Raw genomic sequence first — 16,445 nt, forward strand, 5'->3', positions numbered from 1 at the left:
CAAGATAGGTTTTTCCGCCAAATCAAAGAAAATCCGCCTTATCCAGCTTGCGGCCGATCCGGCACGCAGCATTGATCAGGCCGACATGACTATATGTTTGCGGAAAATTTCCCCACTGCGACCCATCGGGCGTAGCGTCCTCGCTGAAGATACCGAGATGATTGGCAAAGCCCAACAATTGATCGAGCCGGCGGACCGCGTCATCGATCCGGCCCACACAGGCAAGGGCGTCGACATACCAGAAGGCACAGACCAGGAAAGTACTCTCGGGAAACCCAAAATCATCGTAGTGTTTATACCGGTAGAAGAGCCCGTTTTCGGTCAGCAGCTCATTTTCCAATGCAGCGATGTGATCGCGGGCCCGGGCCCCCTGGTGATCGAGATAGTCCATGGTGATCATCGAGAGGGTGCTGGCGTCGAGATTGACCGATCCGATCGCCTGCGTGTACAGCCGGCGTTCGGGATCATAGGCCTGCCCGATCAGTCCGTCGGCGGCATCGGCCAGCCGGAGGGCCTTGCGCATCCCATCCTGGTCGCCGAATGCAAAAGCCAGCTTATAGGCGGCCTTGGCGCCTGCCCAATGAAACAGCAGCGTATACGTATGCACCTGCACCTCGTTGCGAAACTCCCAAAGCCCGGAATCGGGGACCTCGAGGGTCCGCTCGATCTGCGCGAGCAGCCAGGGGACGATCTTCGCATAGCTGCTTTTCTTGGGGAAGATCAGCCGTTTGTCGAGAAACAGCGGCAACAGGCTCACCAGCACCTGGCCGTAGACATCATGCTGGGACTGGATATAGGCCTTGTTGCCGATACGCACCGGCCGGTTACCAAGGTATCCGGGAAGGTCGAGGCTCAGCTCGAACAGCTTCTTGTCGCCCGCGATGGAATACAGCGGCTGCAGCGAATCGGTGGCATTCAGCAGGATATTATAGATGAAGTCGAAGTATTTCTCGAGCTCTTCGAAGTGGCCGATCTGGTTGAAGGCGCTGAGGGTATAGTGTGCGTCGCGGAACCAGCAATAACGATAGTCCCAGTTGCGGGTGCTGTCGTGAAACTCCGGCAGCGAAGTGGAGCCGGCGGCGATGATCCCGCCCGTATCCTCGTATTGATGTAGTTTCAGCACCAGCGCCGACCGGATGATCTCCTCCTGGTAGATATCGGGCAGATAACAGCTCTTTACCCAGGCCTGCCAATCCCCGACGGTCTTGCGGATGAATTCCTCGGCGGTCTCCTTCAGCGGCGCCTCCAGCGGCTCGCCGTAGGTAAGGACGAGATAGCGGTCCTGGTCGAGGATAAAGGATTTCTCCTTCTCGATATAAGTCAGCGGCACATCGGTGGTCAACCGCACCTGCTGGTCGAGGTTGAGATAGCGGATATGATTGCTGGCAATGACCGATTCGGGAATTTGCCTCCCATAGTCCCCGCGAGGCTGGCAACAGACGGTAATGGCCGGTGTACCCGACAGCCATTCTATCTTGCGCACCAGCATCAGCGGCCGGAACTGCCGGTCGTAGATGCGCATCCGCGGGGCGCAGTCCCTGACGACGAAGCTGCCGTCGGCGCCGGTGAATTCCGTGCACAGGACATTCGTGTTGGTAATATAGTATTGTCGGGACGTATACCCCTCATCCGTAGGCCGTACGTAAAAATGGCCGCCGTTGTCTTCATCGAGCAACGAGCCAAAGAGGAAGCTGCTGTCGAATCTCGGCAGGCACATCCATTTCACATCCGCGCGGGTATCGATATAGGCGAGGTAAGAACAGTTACCGATTACGCCCATGTTATACTTATGAATCGGCATATTTGGTTTCGGGGAGTTGCGCGGACGAAGCGGTCTCGGCCGTCAGCTGGTTCAAGATGGGTAATACCTGCTGTTGCGACAGGATGGTATACTGTGCCGCCGAAGCGCCGTTGTTCACCTTGATCGTATAGGCCTCTCCTTCGAGGGCTTTGAACATGTCTTCGTCCGTGGTGTCGTCACCCATGCAGAGCCCGAAGTCGGGGTCCATCTCGCCGACGATCTTCAACGCGGTGGCGCCCTTGTCGAATCCTGCGATCCTCACCTCCACGACCTTGTTGCCGTCGATCACCTGCAGCGTGGTATTCTGGATCAGCTGGGAGAGCGTATTGAGCAGCTCGCGGCTACGGGAAAAACCCAGGCCCGCCTGCGTATTCCGGTAGTGCCAGGCGATGGTGTTCGTCTTTTCCTCGATAAAGGAGCCGGCGCAACGCAGCACGAACAGCTGCATGATCCGCCGGATCTCATCCTTCCACAGATCGGACACCGAAACCATCTGCTGCCACGAGCCGCCGCGCATCTTGAAGCTCGCCCCATGCTCGGCGACAAGCGTGATATTGAACTCCCCGAGCCAACGGTCCAGCGAGGAGAGATCGCGGCCGCTGATGACGACGACATGGTTCTTCGCATCCGTCGAAAGCCGGTGCAACAGCTCCTTCACCGCATTATCCGGCGCGGCCTCGGATGGTATCCGCGAGAAGGGCACCAGCGTCCCGTCATAGTCGAGCAGCAGGCAGCGGTTGCTGCTTCGCTGGTAGTGCTTGCGGATGGCGGCGATCGACTTCTCGTCGAGCAGCTTTACCTTCTGCTTCTGCTGTTCCAGCTTCACCTGCGCCAGCTGATCCATAAAATCGTTCACCCATTTCAGGACATCGTATTCCTGGATGCGGCGCTGCATCAGCGAGATGCGGTTTCGTTGCTCGTACAGAGGCATCGCGAGGGCGCGCGTGATGGAGGAAGCCACGTCGGAGGTATCCGTCGGGTTCACGAGGATGGCCTCGCTCAGCTCGCTGGCCGCGCCGGCCAGCTCGCTTAGGATCAGCACCCCCCGGCCGAGGCTGGCGGCCACATACTCCTTGGCGACGAGGTTCATCCCGTCGCGAAGTGGAGTGATAAGGGCCACGTCCGCAGCCTGGTAAAGGGCGATCAGCTCATTGAAGGGAAGGTGGTTATACCTGTAGATGATGGGTTGCCAGCTGATGGAGGAGAACCGGCCGTTGATGGTGCCGATCTTCTCTTCGATCGTCTTTTTCCGTTCGTTGTAGGCAGGGATCGTATCCCGCGACGGGACGACATTGAGGATAAAGACCATCTTCTCCCGCCACTCGGGGTAGCGCTCGAGGAAGTGTTCGAAGCCGCTCAACCGCTGCATCAACCCCTTCGTATAGTCGAGGCGGTCGACCGAAAAGATGATCTTCTTATCCGGAAAGTTGTCCAATACCCGGTTCCGCAGCTGCTCGACCTCGGGATCGGCCGCCGCCTGGTGGAATTTATTGTAGTCGATACCGATGGGGAACAGATCGATCCGCACAAGCCGGTCCTGGTATTGGAGGTTGTGAAAATAGCTATCCACGCCGAGCAGCATTTTCACCGACTGGAGGAAATGCTGAACGTAGTCATAGGTATGGAAGCCGATGAGGTCCGCCCCCATAACGCCCTGCAACAGGATCGTTTTCCACTCGGTGGGCAGGAGACGGAAGATCTCGTAGGACGGAAAGGGAATATGAAGGAAGAAGCCGATGGTCGCTTCCGGTCTTTTTACCCGAAGCAGGTGCGGCAGCACCATGAGCTGGTAGTCGTGGATCCAGACCCGGTCGTCCGGCCGCAGGATCGGGATGAGCTTCTCGGCAAAGAGCTGGTTCACCTGCACATAGGCGTCGAAATACTGGCTCTCATAGTTGGCCAGGGAGGTGAAATAGTGGAAAAGCGGCCAGAGCACGGAGTTGGAAAAGCCGTTGTAGTAGTTGTCATACAAGTCTTTATCAACAAAAACCGGGAGGATGTCAAAGTCCTGGCTGGCGGCATGGGCCGCAACCACCTGCTCCCAGTCCTCCTGGGGAAAATCCGCCACACCCATCCACATCTTCTCCGTGATCTCTCCCCGTTGGCCGGTTGTGCTCTCGAAATAACTCTTTATGGCTGATACCAATCCCCCCGAACTTTGGCGCAGGGACACCGTGTCCCCTTCTTTGTCCAACGAAAATGGCAATCGATTGGATATTATGATTAAGCGACCCATGTCGCTACCCCTCCAACAATGGGGCCAACAAAATAAAAAGAGCCCCCGCAGGGACTCTTTTGCTATCGATAGTTCAGAAAGATCAATGCGTTTGCAGGCCCGGCTTCACGCTGTTGGACGTGACCTGGTAGTTCGACGACAGCCGCGCAATCTCATGAGGCGTCAGCACCCGGTTGTACAACCGGATATTATCCAGTTTCCCGGGCATATTTCCATTATAATTCGGGTCATTCCACCAATTGCCGATGACCACTTTCGAGTTCGGGCAGCAGACCACTTTATGTCCCAGGCCCTGGCGATGGATCTTCAGGACGCCGTTAATATAGATATCGAGCGCTCCTTTATGATAGATGGCGATACTGTTGTACCAGGCGCCCGGAACAGGAGTCCAGTTTGTAGTGTCGACAATGCTGTAATTATCGATCGTGCCGTAGCCGCTACACCCGATCGAGGAATCTCCGATACCCATAGCGTAATTGGTAGGGACGCCGAGTAGGGTAAACCCGATATTGAAGCTTGGGGCCAGCCCTGTTGCCGGGTCGACCATGCTGATAAATGAACAGGGCCTGACGGTGTTGACCATGAAACCAAAGGAGAGCGAGAAAGCAGTATCGAATTTGATCGATCCGTTGTTGGTGACATAGATAGTTTCTCCATTGCCGGTGGCGCCAAAGGCATTATTGGCGTACCCATGGGCGTCATAGGTCAGGACGCTGCCATAAGCCGTGGTCTGATTACCGTTCCCGCTGGAGTCGGCAATATTCCCCGAGAACGGCAGGTAAAGCAAAAGACCCTGGGTCAAATTGACGGTGGAATCCGGTTTGCTGGCGTAGAGGGTATCGATACTCGTCGTAGTATCATGTTTGACTACCGTTACCGTGTCATGTACGGGTGGGATAACAGGGTTCTTGGTACAGCCGACAGAGAAGATCAGGCCCATGAAAGCGGCCATTCCAACGAGGGTTAGGATCTTGGGTTTTGTCATAAGAGATCGCATTTAGACGACAAAATATAAAAAAAAGGCAGGTTTCAGCCAGGATTCCATAAATGTGCAGTTTTTGGCGATTTCCGTGTTAAAAACGCGTCATGGCGAGCGAAATTGCCCGTTACTAAAAAGAGCCTCTTCCGAGGCTCTTTGTTAGATAGGTTGGGAGTATTAATGATTAATGGTGATCAGTTGGGAGCGGATGACAGGCAGAACGAATGTACAAAATGGCCTGATTGCCGGCCGGAACATTTAACAGACGTGTAAAATGAAGGATAACTGCGTCGAACCAGGGAATAACCGTGTCGCGGACAGGTTCATTTTATGCTATCGCCAGAGGTCAGCGCCGGGTTTGCAAACCAGGTCCGGAACTATTGGAATTCACCTGGTAGTTGCCGGAAAGGGTGGCTATCTCATGCGGCGTCAGCACGCGATTGTACAAGCGGATATTATCGAGCTTACCATTGAGGCTGAGCGGATCGCCGTTCCACCAGGCGCCGACAACGATCTGGGCAGACGGACAACAGTTGGCGGCGGTGCCGGCGCCGGCATGGGTCGCATTCAGCTTTCCGTTGATGTACACCTGTATCGTGCCCCTGTGGTATACGGCTATGGCATTATACCAGCTGCCGGGAATGGGTACCAGGCTGGTGGTATCCACAACGTTGATGTTGTCATTGGTCCCGTACCCACTGCAGCCCAACTGGACGTCTTCCGTACCAACGACGAAGTTGTGGACCAGGTCCAGCGCATTCCCCACCGCAAAACTGGGTCCTTCGCCTGTCGCGGGATCCACCATACTCAAATAATACTGTTTACGGCTGGTGTCGTTAACCATGAACGCAAAAGAGAGCGACCAGGCTGTGTCGAACTTAATGGAGCCGTTGTTGGTGACATAGATACGCTCTCCGTTGCCGGTCGCGCCAAAGGCGTTGTTGGCATAGCCATGCGCATCATAGGTCAGGACGTTCCCATATGCCGTTGTCGGGTTGCCGTTGCCGCTGGAATCGGCGATGTTACCCGAGAACGGCAGATAAAGCAAAAGACCCCGGGTCAAATTGACGGTGGAGTCCGGTTTGCTGGCGTAGAGGGTATCGATACTCGTCGTCGTATCATGTTTAACTACCGTTACCGTGTCATGCAAGGGAGGGGTAACAGGGTTCTTGGTACAGCCGACAGAACAGATCAGGCCTACGAAAGCGGCCATTCCTAGGAGAGTGAAGATTCTGGTTTGAGTCATAAGAGGTTGCATTTAGCCATCAAGATTTAATAAATAAAGGCGGGCGTCAGGCGATGTACACAATCGGTCCAGGATCATTCGGACCAATTTATAGACGTGCCGAATGGCGGATAACCGCGTTGAATTCGTGTATGGCCGTGTCGGGATGTTCCCGTTTCCGCCCTATTAGTGGGTTTTTAAACCCGGTTTTACCTTGTTGGAAGAGACCTGGAAATTTCTGGACAGCCAGGTGATCTCATGCGGTGTCACGACGCGGTTATAGAGTCTAACCTCATCCAGTTTACCATTGATGGTGATCGGATCGTTGTTCCACCAGCCGCCGATAACGATCTGGGAAGCCGGGCACAGGAGGGCCTGGGTGCCGGTCCCGACGACTGAACTGATCAGATTTCCATTGACATAGACATTCACACTATCGCGATGGTAGGTAGCGATGATGTTGTACCAGGCATTCAGTTGGGGCGTAAAACTGGTCAGGTCGTTGATCTTGTTGGGACCGGCCTGTCCGTCGTTATCGCAGCCGGCTGCGACGTCAAAAGCACCAACATCAAGGAGATTCGAGGTAGGCTGATTGGTCCCGACCACAAAGCTGGGACCGTTTCCGGTGACCGGATCGACCATACTAATATAGGCTTGCCGCACGGAGAGTGTTCGAACCATGAAATCCAGCGAAATGGACCAGGCCGTATCGAATTGGATAGAGCCATTGTTAGTCACCAGGATCCGTTCCCCGTTCCCTGTGCCGCCAAATGCATTGCTGGCGTACCCATGCTGATCATAAGTAAGTACGCTGCCCAGGGCTGTGGTAGGGTTACCATTGCCACTGGAATCGGCAATGTTGCCCGAGAACGGCAGGTACAACAGAAGACCTTTCTTTAGGTTGACCGTAGGGTCTGGTTTGGTGGCATAAAGTGTATCAGTGATCTTAGTCGTGTCTTGTTTCACGACGGTTGTCGTATCGTGTACGGGCGGCAGTGGATTATTATTCTTGTTACAGCCGATGGAAAAGACTATAACCATAGAGAGACTGATGCAAACGATGCCGAGGATCGAGATCTTTGTCATAGAGTTTAAGTATTAATAGGACAAAATACCACTGTTCGGGAGGATATTTAGTTAAAGTTCGTCATCGTGACATAAGGCGTATAGACGTGTCAAGAACGCTTATCAGCGTGTCAAATTGTATCCAGGGCCACGCTGGAAAAGAGCATTTGGCAAGTCCCTAAACCTTCGATTGGAACCTTTCGGCGAGGTCAAGGTCATGTTTCCGGGCCGTTTCACGGGCTTTTTCGTACCCGGCATCGGCATGCCGGATCACCCCCATTCCGGGATCATTTCGTAGAACGCGGCCCAGTCGGACCGCGGCCTCCGGCGTGCCATCCGCAACGATGACCATGCCGGCATGAATGCTGTAGCCCATTCCCACCCCGCCGCCATGATGCAGGCTGACCCAGGAGGCGCCGCCGGCCGTGTTGACGAGCGCATTTAGAATAGGCCAGTCGGCGACGGCATCGCTACCGTCCAGCATGGCTTCTGTTTCCCGGTTCGGGGAGGCCACAGAGCCGGTATCCAAGTGGTCGCGACCGATGACGATCGGTGCTTTTACCGCGCCGGTACGGACCAATTCATTGAAAGCCAAGCCCGCTTTCTCCCGTTCTCCCTGACCCAGCCAGCAGATGCGCGCAGGCAGGCCCTGGAAAGCGATGCGCTCTTTTGCCAATCGTAGCCAGCGCTGCAACGAAGAATTTTCCGGGAAAAGTTCCGAGATGACCGTGTCGGTCACCGCTATATCCGCGGGGTCGCCGCTTAGCGCTGCCCAGCGGAAAGGACCCTTTCCCTCGCAGAAGAGGGGCCGGATATAGGCCGGTACGAAGCCGGGGAAGTCAAAGGCATTCTCCAGTCCGCGTTCTTTTGCGCGGGCCCGGATGTTGTTGCCGTAGTCAAACGTGACGGTTCCGCGGCGCTGGAGCTCGAGCATGCATTCTACATGGCGGCGCATGCTGCGATAGGCATAGTCGATATATTCATCGGGGTTATCCCTGCGAAGCACGGTTGCCTGCTCATAAGAGAGCTCGTGGGGCCAGTAGCCGATGAGCGGATCATGGGCCGAAGTCTGGTCGGTGAGCGTGTCGGGGATGCAATTGCGTTGCAGCAGCCGTTCGAGGAGGTGGACCGCATTACAGCGCACGCCGATGGACAACGCTTCGCCCTTTGCCTTTGCTGCGAGGGCAAGGTCGATGGCATCGTCGATGTCCGTCATCTTTTTATCGAGGTACCGGGTCGAAAGGCGTTTGTCGATCCGCCATTCTTCCACCTCGGCGATCAGTGCGATGCCTTCGTTCATCGTTATCGCCAGCGGCTGGGCGCCGCCCATCCCTCCCAATCCCGCCGTTACATTCAGCGTCCCCCGCAGGGTACCTTTGAAATGTTTGGCGGCAGCGGCGGCATAGGTCTCGTAGGTACCCTGAACGATGCCCTGGCTGCCGATGTATATCCAGCTGCCTGCGGTCATTTGGCCGTACATCATCAGCCCTTTCTTTTCCAGCTCGTCGAAATGTTGCCAGTCGGCCCATTTCGGCACCAGCTGCGAATTGGAGAGCAGGACCCTCGGCGCGTCGGGATGTGTACGCAGGATGCCTACCGGCTTGCCGCTCTGGATCAGCAAGGTCTCGTCGGATCCCAGGTCTTTCAACGCCCGGATGATCAAATCCAGCGCCGCGAAGTTGCGCGCCGCCTTTCCGCGCCCTCCATAGACGATAAGCTCGTCGGGGCGTTCCGCTACTTCGGGGTCGAGGTTATTGAGCAGCATGCGAAGGGCAGCCTCCTGCACCCAGCCTTTGCAGTTCAGCTGGGGGCCGTGCGGAGTCTTATATTTCACCGGATCATAACTTTGATAGGAGAGCGTATTCATGGCAAATCGTTTATAAATCAAAATCGGTTTCAAACCCCGCATTGAGCCGGATGCCCTTGCCCCGAGCGAAGCCGTTGCAATAGTTCACAAAAGAAAAGTCGTGGATGATACCGTGCAATTGACGGATATCCTCTGCAAAGATGCGGTCTTCGCTGGCAAATCCGACAAAGTTCCGGACGAATTCATGGGCGGCCTCGAGGATACCGCTGCTTTTCAACGGGCGCCGAAATTCAATGGCCTGGCAAGCGCTCATCAGCTCGATGGCGAGGATGTACTCAAGGTTGTCAAGCACATGGCTGAGCTTGCGCCCGCTGATGCTGCCCATGCTCACATGGTCTTCCTGGCCCAGGGAGGTGGGGATGCTGTCTGCGCTGGCGGGGAAGCAAAGGGTCTTGTTCTCCGTGACCAGGGCGGCCGTGGTGTATTGGGGGATCATGAACCCGCTGTTGAGGCCGACATTGCTCATCAGCAGGAGGGGCAGGCCCCACTTGCCTTCGAGCAGGAGGTAGCAGCGGCGGTCGGAGATGTTGCCGATCTCGGCCGCAGCCAGACAGGCATAGTCGAGGGGCAGGGCAAGCGGTTGCCCGTGGAAGTTGCCGCCGCTGATGGTGTCGCCGCCTTCGAGGATGATGGGGTTGTCCGTGACGGAGTTCAGTTCAATTTCCGTAAGCTGCCGGAGATGTTGCCAGGCGTTGCGGGAAGCGCCATGCACTTGCGGCATACAGCGGAGGGAATATGGGTCCTGTACGCGGCCGCAGTCGATATGGCTTTGCATGATCTCGCTGTCAGCAAGCAGCAGGCGCAGGCGCTGGGCTACAAGGCTGTTGCCGGCATAGGGCCGCAGGAGGTGGAGCCGTTCATCGAAGGGCGCCTTGGTGCCAGTCAGCGCCTCGAGGCTCATGGCCCCGATGATATCCGCGGCTTCGAGACAGTAGTGCAGACGCTGAACGCCTTTTACGGCGTAGGAGAGGATGAACTGCGTGCCGTTGATCAGCGCGAGGCCTTCCTTGGGACCCAATTGAACCGCGGGCAGGCCGTATTTCGCCAGTACGTCGCGTGCAGGTTTGCGGACGCCTTTATGGAATACCTCGCCAAGGCCGATAAGGGGAAGAAATAAATGGGAGAGCGGCGCCAGATCGCCGGAAGCGCCCACCGACCCTTTTTCCGGCACTACCGGGATGACGTCGGCCTCCAGGTGCCAGAGCAGCCGCTGGAGGGTCTCCCACTGGATCCCGGAATAGCCGCGGGCCAGCGCGTGAATCTTTGTGATCAGCATGATCCGGGCAATTTCGGCCGGAATGGCTTCCCCTACCCCGACGCTATGGCTTTGCAGGATCTTATGCTGAAGGATGCGGGTATCCTCTTCCGATATTTTGGTATGGGCGAGGACACCGAAGCCGGTGTTGATCCCATATACGGTCCGTTGCTGACTGACGATATCGGCCACCTGCACCTGACTGGCCCGGATGGCCTTTTCCGCCGCCGGAGAGAAGCCGCCGCGGACACTTCCGCCGGCCAGGCCGATCACGTCCCGGATTCCGAGGCTATCACTTCCATATTGAAAGACAACTGTACTCATATCCTGCTATTGACAACAAAAATAGGCGGTTTTTACCTACCCGGCCGTCCTCTATTTCAGCAGCCGGCGCATAAACTCGTCCCGGCGGCGCGCGGCCACCTCGATCGTGGTCCCGTCCTCCATGAGCACGACGCCGCCCCTGCCCTTCTGGTACTTCTCGATCCGGGAGAGGTTAATGATATGGGAACTGTGGATACGGCAGAAAACGTTCTCCGGTAACAAGTCTTCATACTCGCGGAGCGTCCTGGTGGCCATGACGGTTTCGCCGTTGGAAAGATAGATGACGGTATAACTTCCCTTCGCCTCGAAACGAAGGATATCCTGCACGGGTACGAAGTTGAGCCCGGTTATGGTGGGAATGGCCATCTTTTGATGAGAAACCTGCAGCATCCCGACATTGCTCAGGAGTATCCTCATCTGTTCGACCAGGTCGTTCGTCTGTGGCTTTTCACGAACCCGGTCGATGGCACTGCGCAGGTCGTCGATGTCGACCGGCTTAAGCAGGTAGTCCACCGCACTGTATTTGAAGGCGCGGATGGCATAACTGTCAAAGGCCGTCACAAAGATGACCTGGAACTCCAGTGGCATCAGCCGGTTCAGCAGGTCGAATGCATTGCCCTGCGACATTTCTATGTCCAGCAGGACCAGGTCGGGCCTGGTTTCGCGGATGATATCCGCGGCGGTGTCTACGCCGTTCGCTGTGCCCACGATGCTGACCTTCGGGCAGAAGGTCTCCAGCAGCCGACTGAGAACGCGAATGCTGTCGATTTCATCGTCTACCAAAATAGTTCTGATCATAAAGTATCATGTTTGGAGATAAGATGGAACATTGGGAAATCGATGACCACCCGCGTACCGACCGGAATACCTGCGTCATCTTCCAGGTCAATGACCTCGACATGGATGGCCTCGCCGTAGCGGGCGTTGATGATGCGGATACGGTCCGCTGTGAGAGACATCCCCTTCGATTGGTATTCGATATGTTCGCGGGTCTTCAATGCTGCGGCCGCTTTCCTTCCGATGCCGTTGTCCTCCACGGCGACAGAAAGCCGGGTCCCGGCATGCCGGAAACGTACATGGATGATCCCCCTGCCCGTTGTCTTATGCCTGAGCCCGTGTCGCATGCTGTTCTCGACGTAGGGCTGGATCAACATCGGCGGGACCAGGAAGGCGGCTCCCTGTAGCGCCGGATCTACCTCGATCCAATAGTCCATTTTTTCCTTGAAGCGCAGCTTTTCAAGGGAAAGATAACCCGACAGATAGCTCACCTCCTCCGAAAGGAGGATCAATTCCCGGCTGGAGTTGTGCAAGGTGGCCCGGATCAGCTTTGAGAACCCGGTAAGGTATTTATTCACGGCGAAGACATCCTGATCGAACACATACTGCTGTATCGAATTCAGACAATTGAAGATGAAATGCGGATTCATCTGCGCCTTAAGTGCCATTTGCTCGAGCTCCATGACCTTGTGGCTGAGCTTTTCCCTCTCTTTCTCGCGTTTGCGTATTTGCCGGATGCGCAAGGAGATAATGAGCCAGGTGACCGCCACCGCCGAGAGAAAAATGAGGACCTGGAACCAGATCGTCTGCCACCAGGGTGTAGCCACTTCGAACGCCAGGGACCGGATGCCGCTTTGCCGGCCGAACTTGTTCTCTGCCTGGATCTGCAGCTCATAGCTTCCCGAAGGCAGGGATTGGTATTCGAGCCAGGACTCCGGCGTGGTGCGCCAAACCGTATCCAATCCCAGCAGGCGATAGCGGTATCGAATGCCGCCTACCGACCGGTAGGAGATGCCGGCAAATTCCACCCGAAGGAATCGATCGGTGTACGGTATCAAGATCCGGTTGCTGTCGGCGATATGTTCTTTGCCCGAGTTGAGGACCGAAAGCAGGTAAAGCGGGCACTCCTCGGACCGGTTTACCCGCCCTTCATCGAAAAAGCTCAAACCCGCCGGTGTCCCCACATAGATGATCGAACCGTCGGCCAGCACGCAGTTGACGATATCCGATCCAAGGCCATCCTGTGAAGTATATTGAAGCACAGGGTAGCCGGGCCGGCAGAGGAACACCTTATTAAGGCCTTTGTCCGTGCCGATCCAAAGCGCATTGTCATGGATCACGATGGTCCGGCAGATGTCGCTGGTGAGTCCCTGCTTCCTCGTCAGTGTGGCGATCACCTTGCCGTTACGATAGCCTGTAACCCCTGCATCGTAGGAGGATACCCATAGCGTGCCATCCGGTGAACTGGCAATGCCGGATATGCGCTTTTTGAAAAAGGGGATATCCGTTCCGAGGAAATAAGTCGTTCTGTCAGCGGCAACCGAATAGAGACCGTTGAGCGTTCCGACATAGATCGTGTCCCTGAAGGAATAGGTCACCGTTGAGCGCTCCCGCCAAAAAGTATCGACAATCTTCATTCCGGGCAGGTCGAACAGGAAAACGCCGGTAACGGAGGCAACCAGCCAGCGCTGGTTTGTAAGTTTATAGACCGACTTAACCGATACAGGCGCAAGACCGATACGATGGGCCTTCTTGTCAAGCTTCGCGATCGAGACCGCGGAACCGACCATAAGGCTTCCATCCGGGATTTGCCCGAAGCTAAGGAGTAGATTCTTGGAAGGCGTATATATGAACGTAGTCGTCCAGCGGTCCATAGCCGGAGGATGAAAAGTGTAAAAGGTATTTCGGTTACTACCTGCATACAATCGATCGCCTATTTTTTCAAGGCCGCAGATCCCTGTCCTGCCATAGCCCGGGGTACTGAGGTGAATCGTTTGGAACTCTTCGGAATTGAGCCGGTAAAGACCCTGGTCCAGCGTCGTGAACCAAAGGTTCCCCGTCGCATCGCGAAAGGTCCGGGATACCTGTCTGCCCGGGAGGAACCGCCGGGTCTTGCCGGTATAAAGGTTATATTCCAGGGAACCTGCAAACTGGTTGTCGTAGAACAGGCTGTCATTACTTTGAGAATACCCGATATGATTGTAGGCGTAGGATTCGAAGGGCAACTTCACGGTCTTGTTCGTGAGAAAGGAGTGTATGACGGCACATGCGCTGTCGTACCGCCATATCAACCCGGAACCGGTGAGCGAGATATAGAAAGGTTCTGCGTTCCGGATGCTGATGGGGTAGAACGGCGTGAATTCCCCGCCGGAGAACCGGTATATCATGCTGTCCACCTGTGCAAGAAAATGCCCTGTGCCATCCGAGGCGAGCGCTACGCAACCGCGAACCGGCCGGCCGGCAACCGAGTCGAATTCGCGGACGTCCCCGTCCGTTCCTACCCAGTGGAGCCTGTTCTTCTCGGCGATGAGTATATCGCCCTTCTCGTTCCCGGCAAACTGTACGACATTTCCCGCCAATCTTATCTTCCGCAACAGGGGATCGTTCTCCTGGTTATAGATCTTTCCTTTGTAGGCATAGCACACCGACTTTCTGAATGGCGCCATCCATACCCTGCCCTTCGAATCGCCGAACATTTCGAGTATTTCAACGTCGGGGAGTCCGTCAATCGCAGTATAATTATGAAAATGGGTTCCGTCAAACCGGCTTACCCCGGTCTCGGTACCTACCCAGATGAAGCCATCCCGGTCCTGGGCGATGCAGTATACAGTGGAGCCCGCCAATCCCTCCGAGATATCATAATGAGCATAGCCGTATTCCTGGCCGGAAACAGTAATGCAAAGGAGGCTTAGCAGAAGACCGGCAAGCAATCGTGGGCAGTTCATAAGACCTTGTAAAAATACGGTTTATTCTGCCAAATGACCGGCGATGTGCGCAATATATATCCAACATTCCGGCAGTAGTTGCGGAAGTCCTTCCAGCTAAGCCCCCGGCGATCGGATCTGTCCCCCCGCCGGAAACAAAGACCCAGAAAGAAGACGGGCACCTCCAGCCAATAGAAGAAAAGCTGGACGCCGAACCAGGCCCTGCCGAACTGTTTGCGTATCCTTACGAAATTAGACAACATGATCTGCAGACCCTTGCGGTCGTAGAGATTGTAGTATCCTTTTCCTTCCGAAACAAAGGTGTCGTTGGCCGATGCTCCCTGCAGGTGAATGACATGGAACTGGCCATAGACGCCGATAGGCCCCAGCCGGCGCAGCCGGCTGCACCACTCCGCTTCCTCCGAATACAGGAAAAAATCCTCGTCCAGCAACCCGGCTTTTTCGATAGCCGCCTTTTTAACCATAAGGAAGGCGCCGTTGATCCAATCCACCTCCACCATCGAACTGGCTTCGGGGACGTGTGGCTTTTTCACGTTCATCAGTCCCGCGATGGCTTTGATCCAGCTACCCATAAAGGGAAGAGGGAGGAGATAATTAAGGCCGCCTTTCATGAAATAGTTGCCCGTGATCTGCGGCGTCCGGTCCGTATTCAACAACTGAACACCGCAGGCCACCAGCGAGGACGCGGCAAACGATCGATAGCAACCCGCGATGGCATTCTCCTCAACCAGGGTATCGGAATTCAGTAACAGCACCGAGCTTCCCTGCGCCATTCTTATTGCCGCGTTATTGGCCCGGGCAAAACCTGCGTTATAATCCATCTGGACCCAGCGCACGCCAGGGTATGCCTGCAGGATCAGCTTGCGGCTATCGTCTCCCGATGCATTGTCGACTACGAACACTTCGAAGTCCAGGTCATTTGTCTGGGTATAAACCGTATGAAGACAGTCCAGGACCAGCGCAGGAGTCTTGTAGTTGACGATCACGATAGAAAGATCTATCATGCAGGGAGCTTGTTATAGTGAAGAATGTAATGAAAGAGCATGAGCAATTTCGAGACGGGTCCAAAATGGAGCAGGCTCCTGCCAATGCGGCGTTGCCAGGCAACCATGGACAGTATCGTCGCCGGTATGGGGCCCCTGTAGCCGGAGCCGGAGATGTCTTCTTCCCGCCGGATCTCGAGGTTGCGCATGAGCCGCCACCAGGCGTCATATACATATAAATTCCGGAGATTGACGACACCCGCCTTATTCAGGAGATAGAAGTTCTCCGGGACCTCGATGGGCCTTAGCCGAAAACAATCCTGGGTGACCTGCTGGCTGCCGAGGCCTACCCTGACCAGCATTTTCCCGATATAAGCGGCCCTGCGGCCATTCAGATAGCGGATGTAAAAATCGATATCTACCACCCATTTGACATTTCGGTCGAAAAAAATATCACCTTCTTTTTTATAGAGGACGACGCTGGGCGGACCGATGATATTCTTGCCGAAGAGGATGGTCCGGTTCTTCAGGAAAGCCTTGTAGCGGGCAGGAGACAGAAACATATCGCGGGTGCGATGCTCTTCCAGGAAAACATCCTGATAGGCGGAAAAGATGAAGGCGGCCTCAGGATGTGTGACGATGGCCCGCGCATACTCCGCGAGGCTATTTTCATCGAAGAACCAGTCGTCGTCGTGCATGATCTTTATCCAGTACCCGGTACTCCGGCGGATAGCCTCGTTCCAGTTTTCAGGCGAGCCGAGCGGTTGCGGATTGCGAAAATAGCGGATCGGCAACCGGGCGGAATAGCTGTCGCAAAGAGCCTTCACTTCGGAACCCGGACTATCGTCGGTAACGACTACTTCAAGATCGCGAAAGGTCTGGACAGCGATGGAATCCAGCAGACGCGACAGGAAATGCGTGTTCTTGTAAGCGGGTATACAGACCGATATCAAAGGAGTCGCAGCCATCGATTGTCGTTGAAAACCTA

At 55.5% G+C, this 16,445-nt stretch carries 11 protein-coding genes; all 11 read right to left on the bottom strand.

What is annotated here, in order from left to right; genetic code table 11:
• Positions 1-22 precede the first annotated feature (22 nt).
• The 11 genes from VHE34_RS14715 to VHE34_RS14765 all read right to left on the bottom strand — a co-directional run bounded on the left by VHE34_RS14715 (position 23) and on the right by VHE34_RS14765 (position 16,425).
• Positions 23-1,780: a glycoside hydrolase family 15 protein gene (locus VHE34_RS14715; protein WP_325589195.1), complete on the bottom strand. Its 1,758-nt coding sequence runs from the start codon at positions 1,778-1,780 to the stop codon at positions 23-25.
• 7 nt (positions 1,781-1,787) lie between these two features.
• Positions 1,788-4,037, bottom strand: coding sequence for a bifunctional alpha,alpha-trehalose-phosphate synthase (UDP-forming)/trehalose-phosphatase (locus VHE34_RS14720; protein ID WP_325589197.1), 2,250 nt, complete (start codon positions 4,035-4,037; stop codon positions 1,788-1,790).
• An 82-nt stretch (positions 4,038-4,119) separates the two neighbouring features.
• Positions 4,120-5,022 carry a LamG-like jellyroll fold domain-containing protein gene (locus VHE34_RS14725; RefSeq protein WP_325589199.1) on the bottom strand — a complete coding sequence of 301 codons (903 nt, stop codon included), beginning with the start codon at positions 5,020-5,022 and terminating at the stop codon, positions 4,120-4,122.
• A gap of 340 nt (positions 5,023-5,362) precedes the next feature.
• Complete coding sequence (locus tag VHE34_RS14730) at positions 5,363-6,262, bottom strand: LamG domain-containing protein (protein WP_325589201.1); 900 nt, start codon at positions 6,260-6,262, stop codon at positions 5,363-5,365.
• 165 nt (positions 6,263-6,427) lie between these two features.
• Positions 6,428-7,327 carry a LamG domain-containing protein gene (locus VHE34_RS14735; RefSeq protein ID WP_325589203.1) on the bottom strand — a complete coding sequence of 300 codons (900 nt, stop codon included), beginning with the start codon at positions 7,325-7,327 and terminating at the stop codon, positions 6,428-6,430.
• A 157-nt stretch (positions 7,328-7,484) separates the two neighbouring features.
• Positions 7,485-9,173, bottom strand: a complete 1,689-nt coding sequence (gene hutU, locus VHE34_RS14740; protein ID WP_325589205.1) for a urocanate hydratase — start codon at positions 9,171-9,173, stop codon at positions 7,485-7,487.
• A gap of 10 nt (positions 9,174-9,183) precedes the next feature.
• Entirely contained in the window at positions 9,184-10,752 is a 1,569-nt protein-coding gene (hutH, locus tag VHE34_RS14745; RefSeq protein WP_325589207.1) for a histidine ammonia-lyase, read from the bottom strand.
• 51 nt (positions 10,753-10,803) lie between these two features.
• Positions 10,804-11,550 carry a LytTR family DNA-binding domain-containing protein gene (locus VHE34_RS14750; RefSeq protein WP_325589209.1) on the bottom strand — a complete coding sequence of 249 codons (747 nt, stop codon included), beginning with the start codon at positions 11,548-11,550 and terminating at the stop codon, positions 10,804-10,806.
• Positions 11,547-14,474: a sensor histidine kinase gene (locus tag VHE34_RS14755; RefSeq protein ID WP_325589211.1), complete on the bottom strand. Its 2,928-nt coding sequence runs from the start codon at positions 14,472-14,474 to the stop codon at positions 11,547-11,549. Before VHE34_RS14755 ends, VHE34_RS14750 begins: the two co-directional genes overlap by 4 nt.
• A complete protein-coding gene (locus tag VHE34_RS14760; RefSeq protein ID WP_325589213.1) occupies positions 14,471-15,478 on the bottom strand; it encodes a glycosyltransferase family 2 protein in 1,008 nt (335 codons plus the stop codon). Before VHE34_RS14760 ends, VHE34_RS14755 begins: the two co-directional genes overlap by 4 nt.
• The gene (locus VHE34_RS14765) at positions 15,475-16,425 is read right to left on the bottom strand and encodes a glycosyltransferase family 2 protein (protein ID WP_325589215.1); all 951 of its coding nucleotides are present in this window, start codon (positions 16,423-16,425) and stop codon (positions 15,475-15,477) included. The genes VHE34_RS14760 and VHE34_RS14765 overlap by 4 nt, the downstream gene beginning before the upstream one ends.
• Between the last annotated feature and the right edge of the window lie 20 nt (positions 16,426-16,445).

Source organism: Puia sp. (assembly GCF_035546395.1).
In the GTDB taxonomy this organism is placed as follows: Bacteria; Bacteroidota; Bacteroidia; order Chitinophagales; family Chitinophagaceae; genus Puia.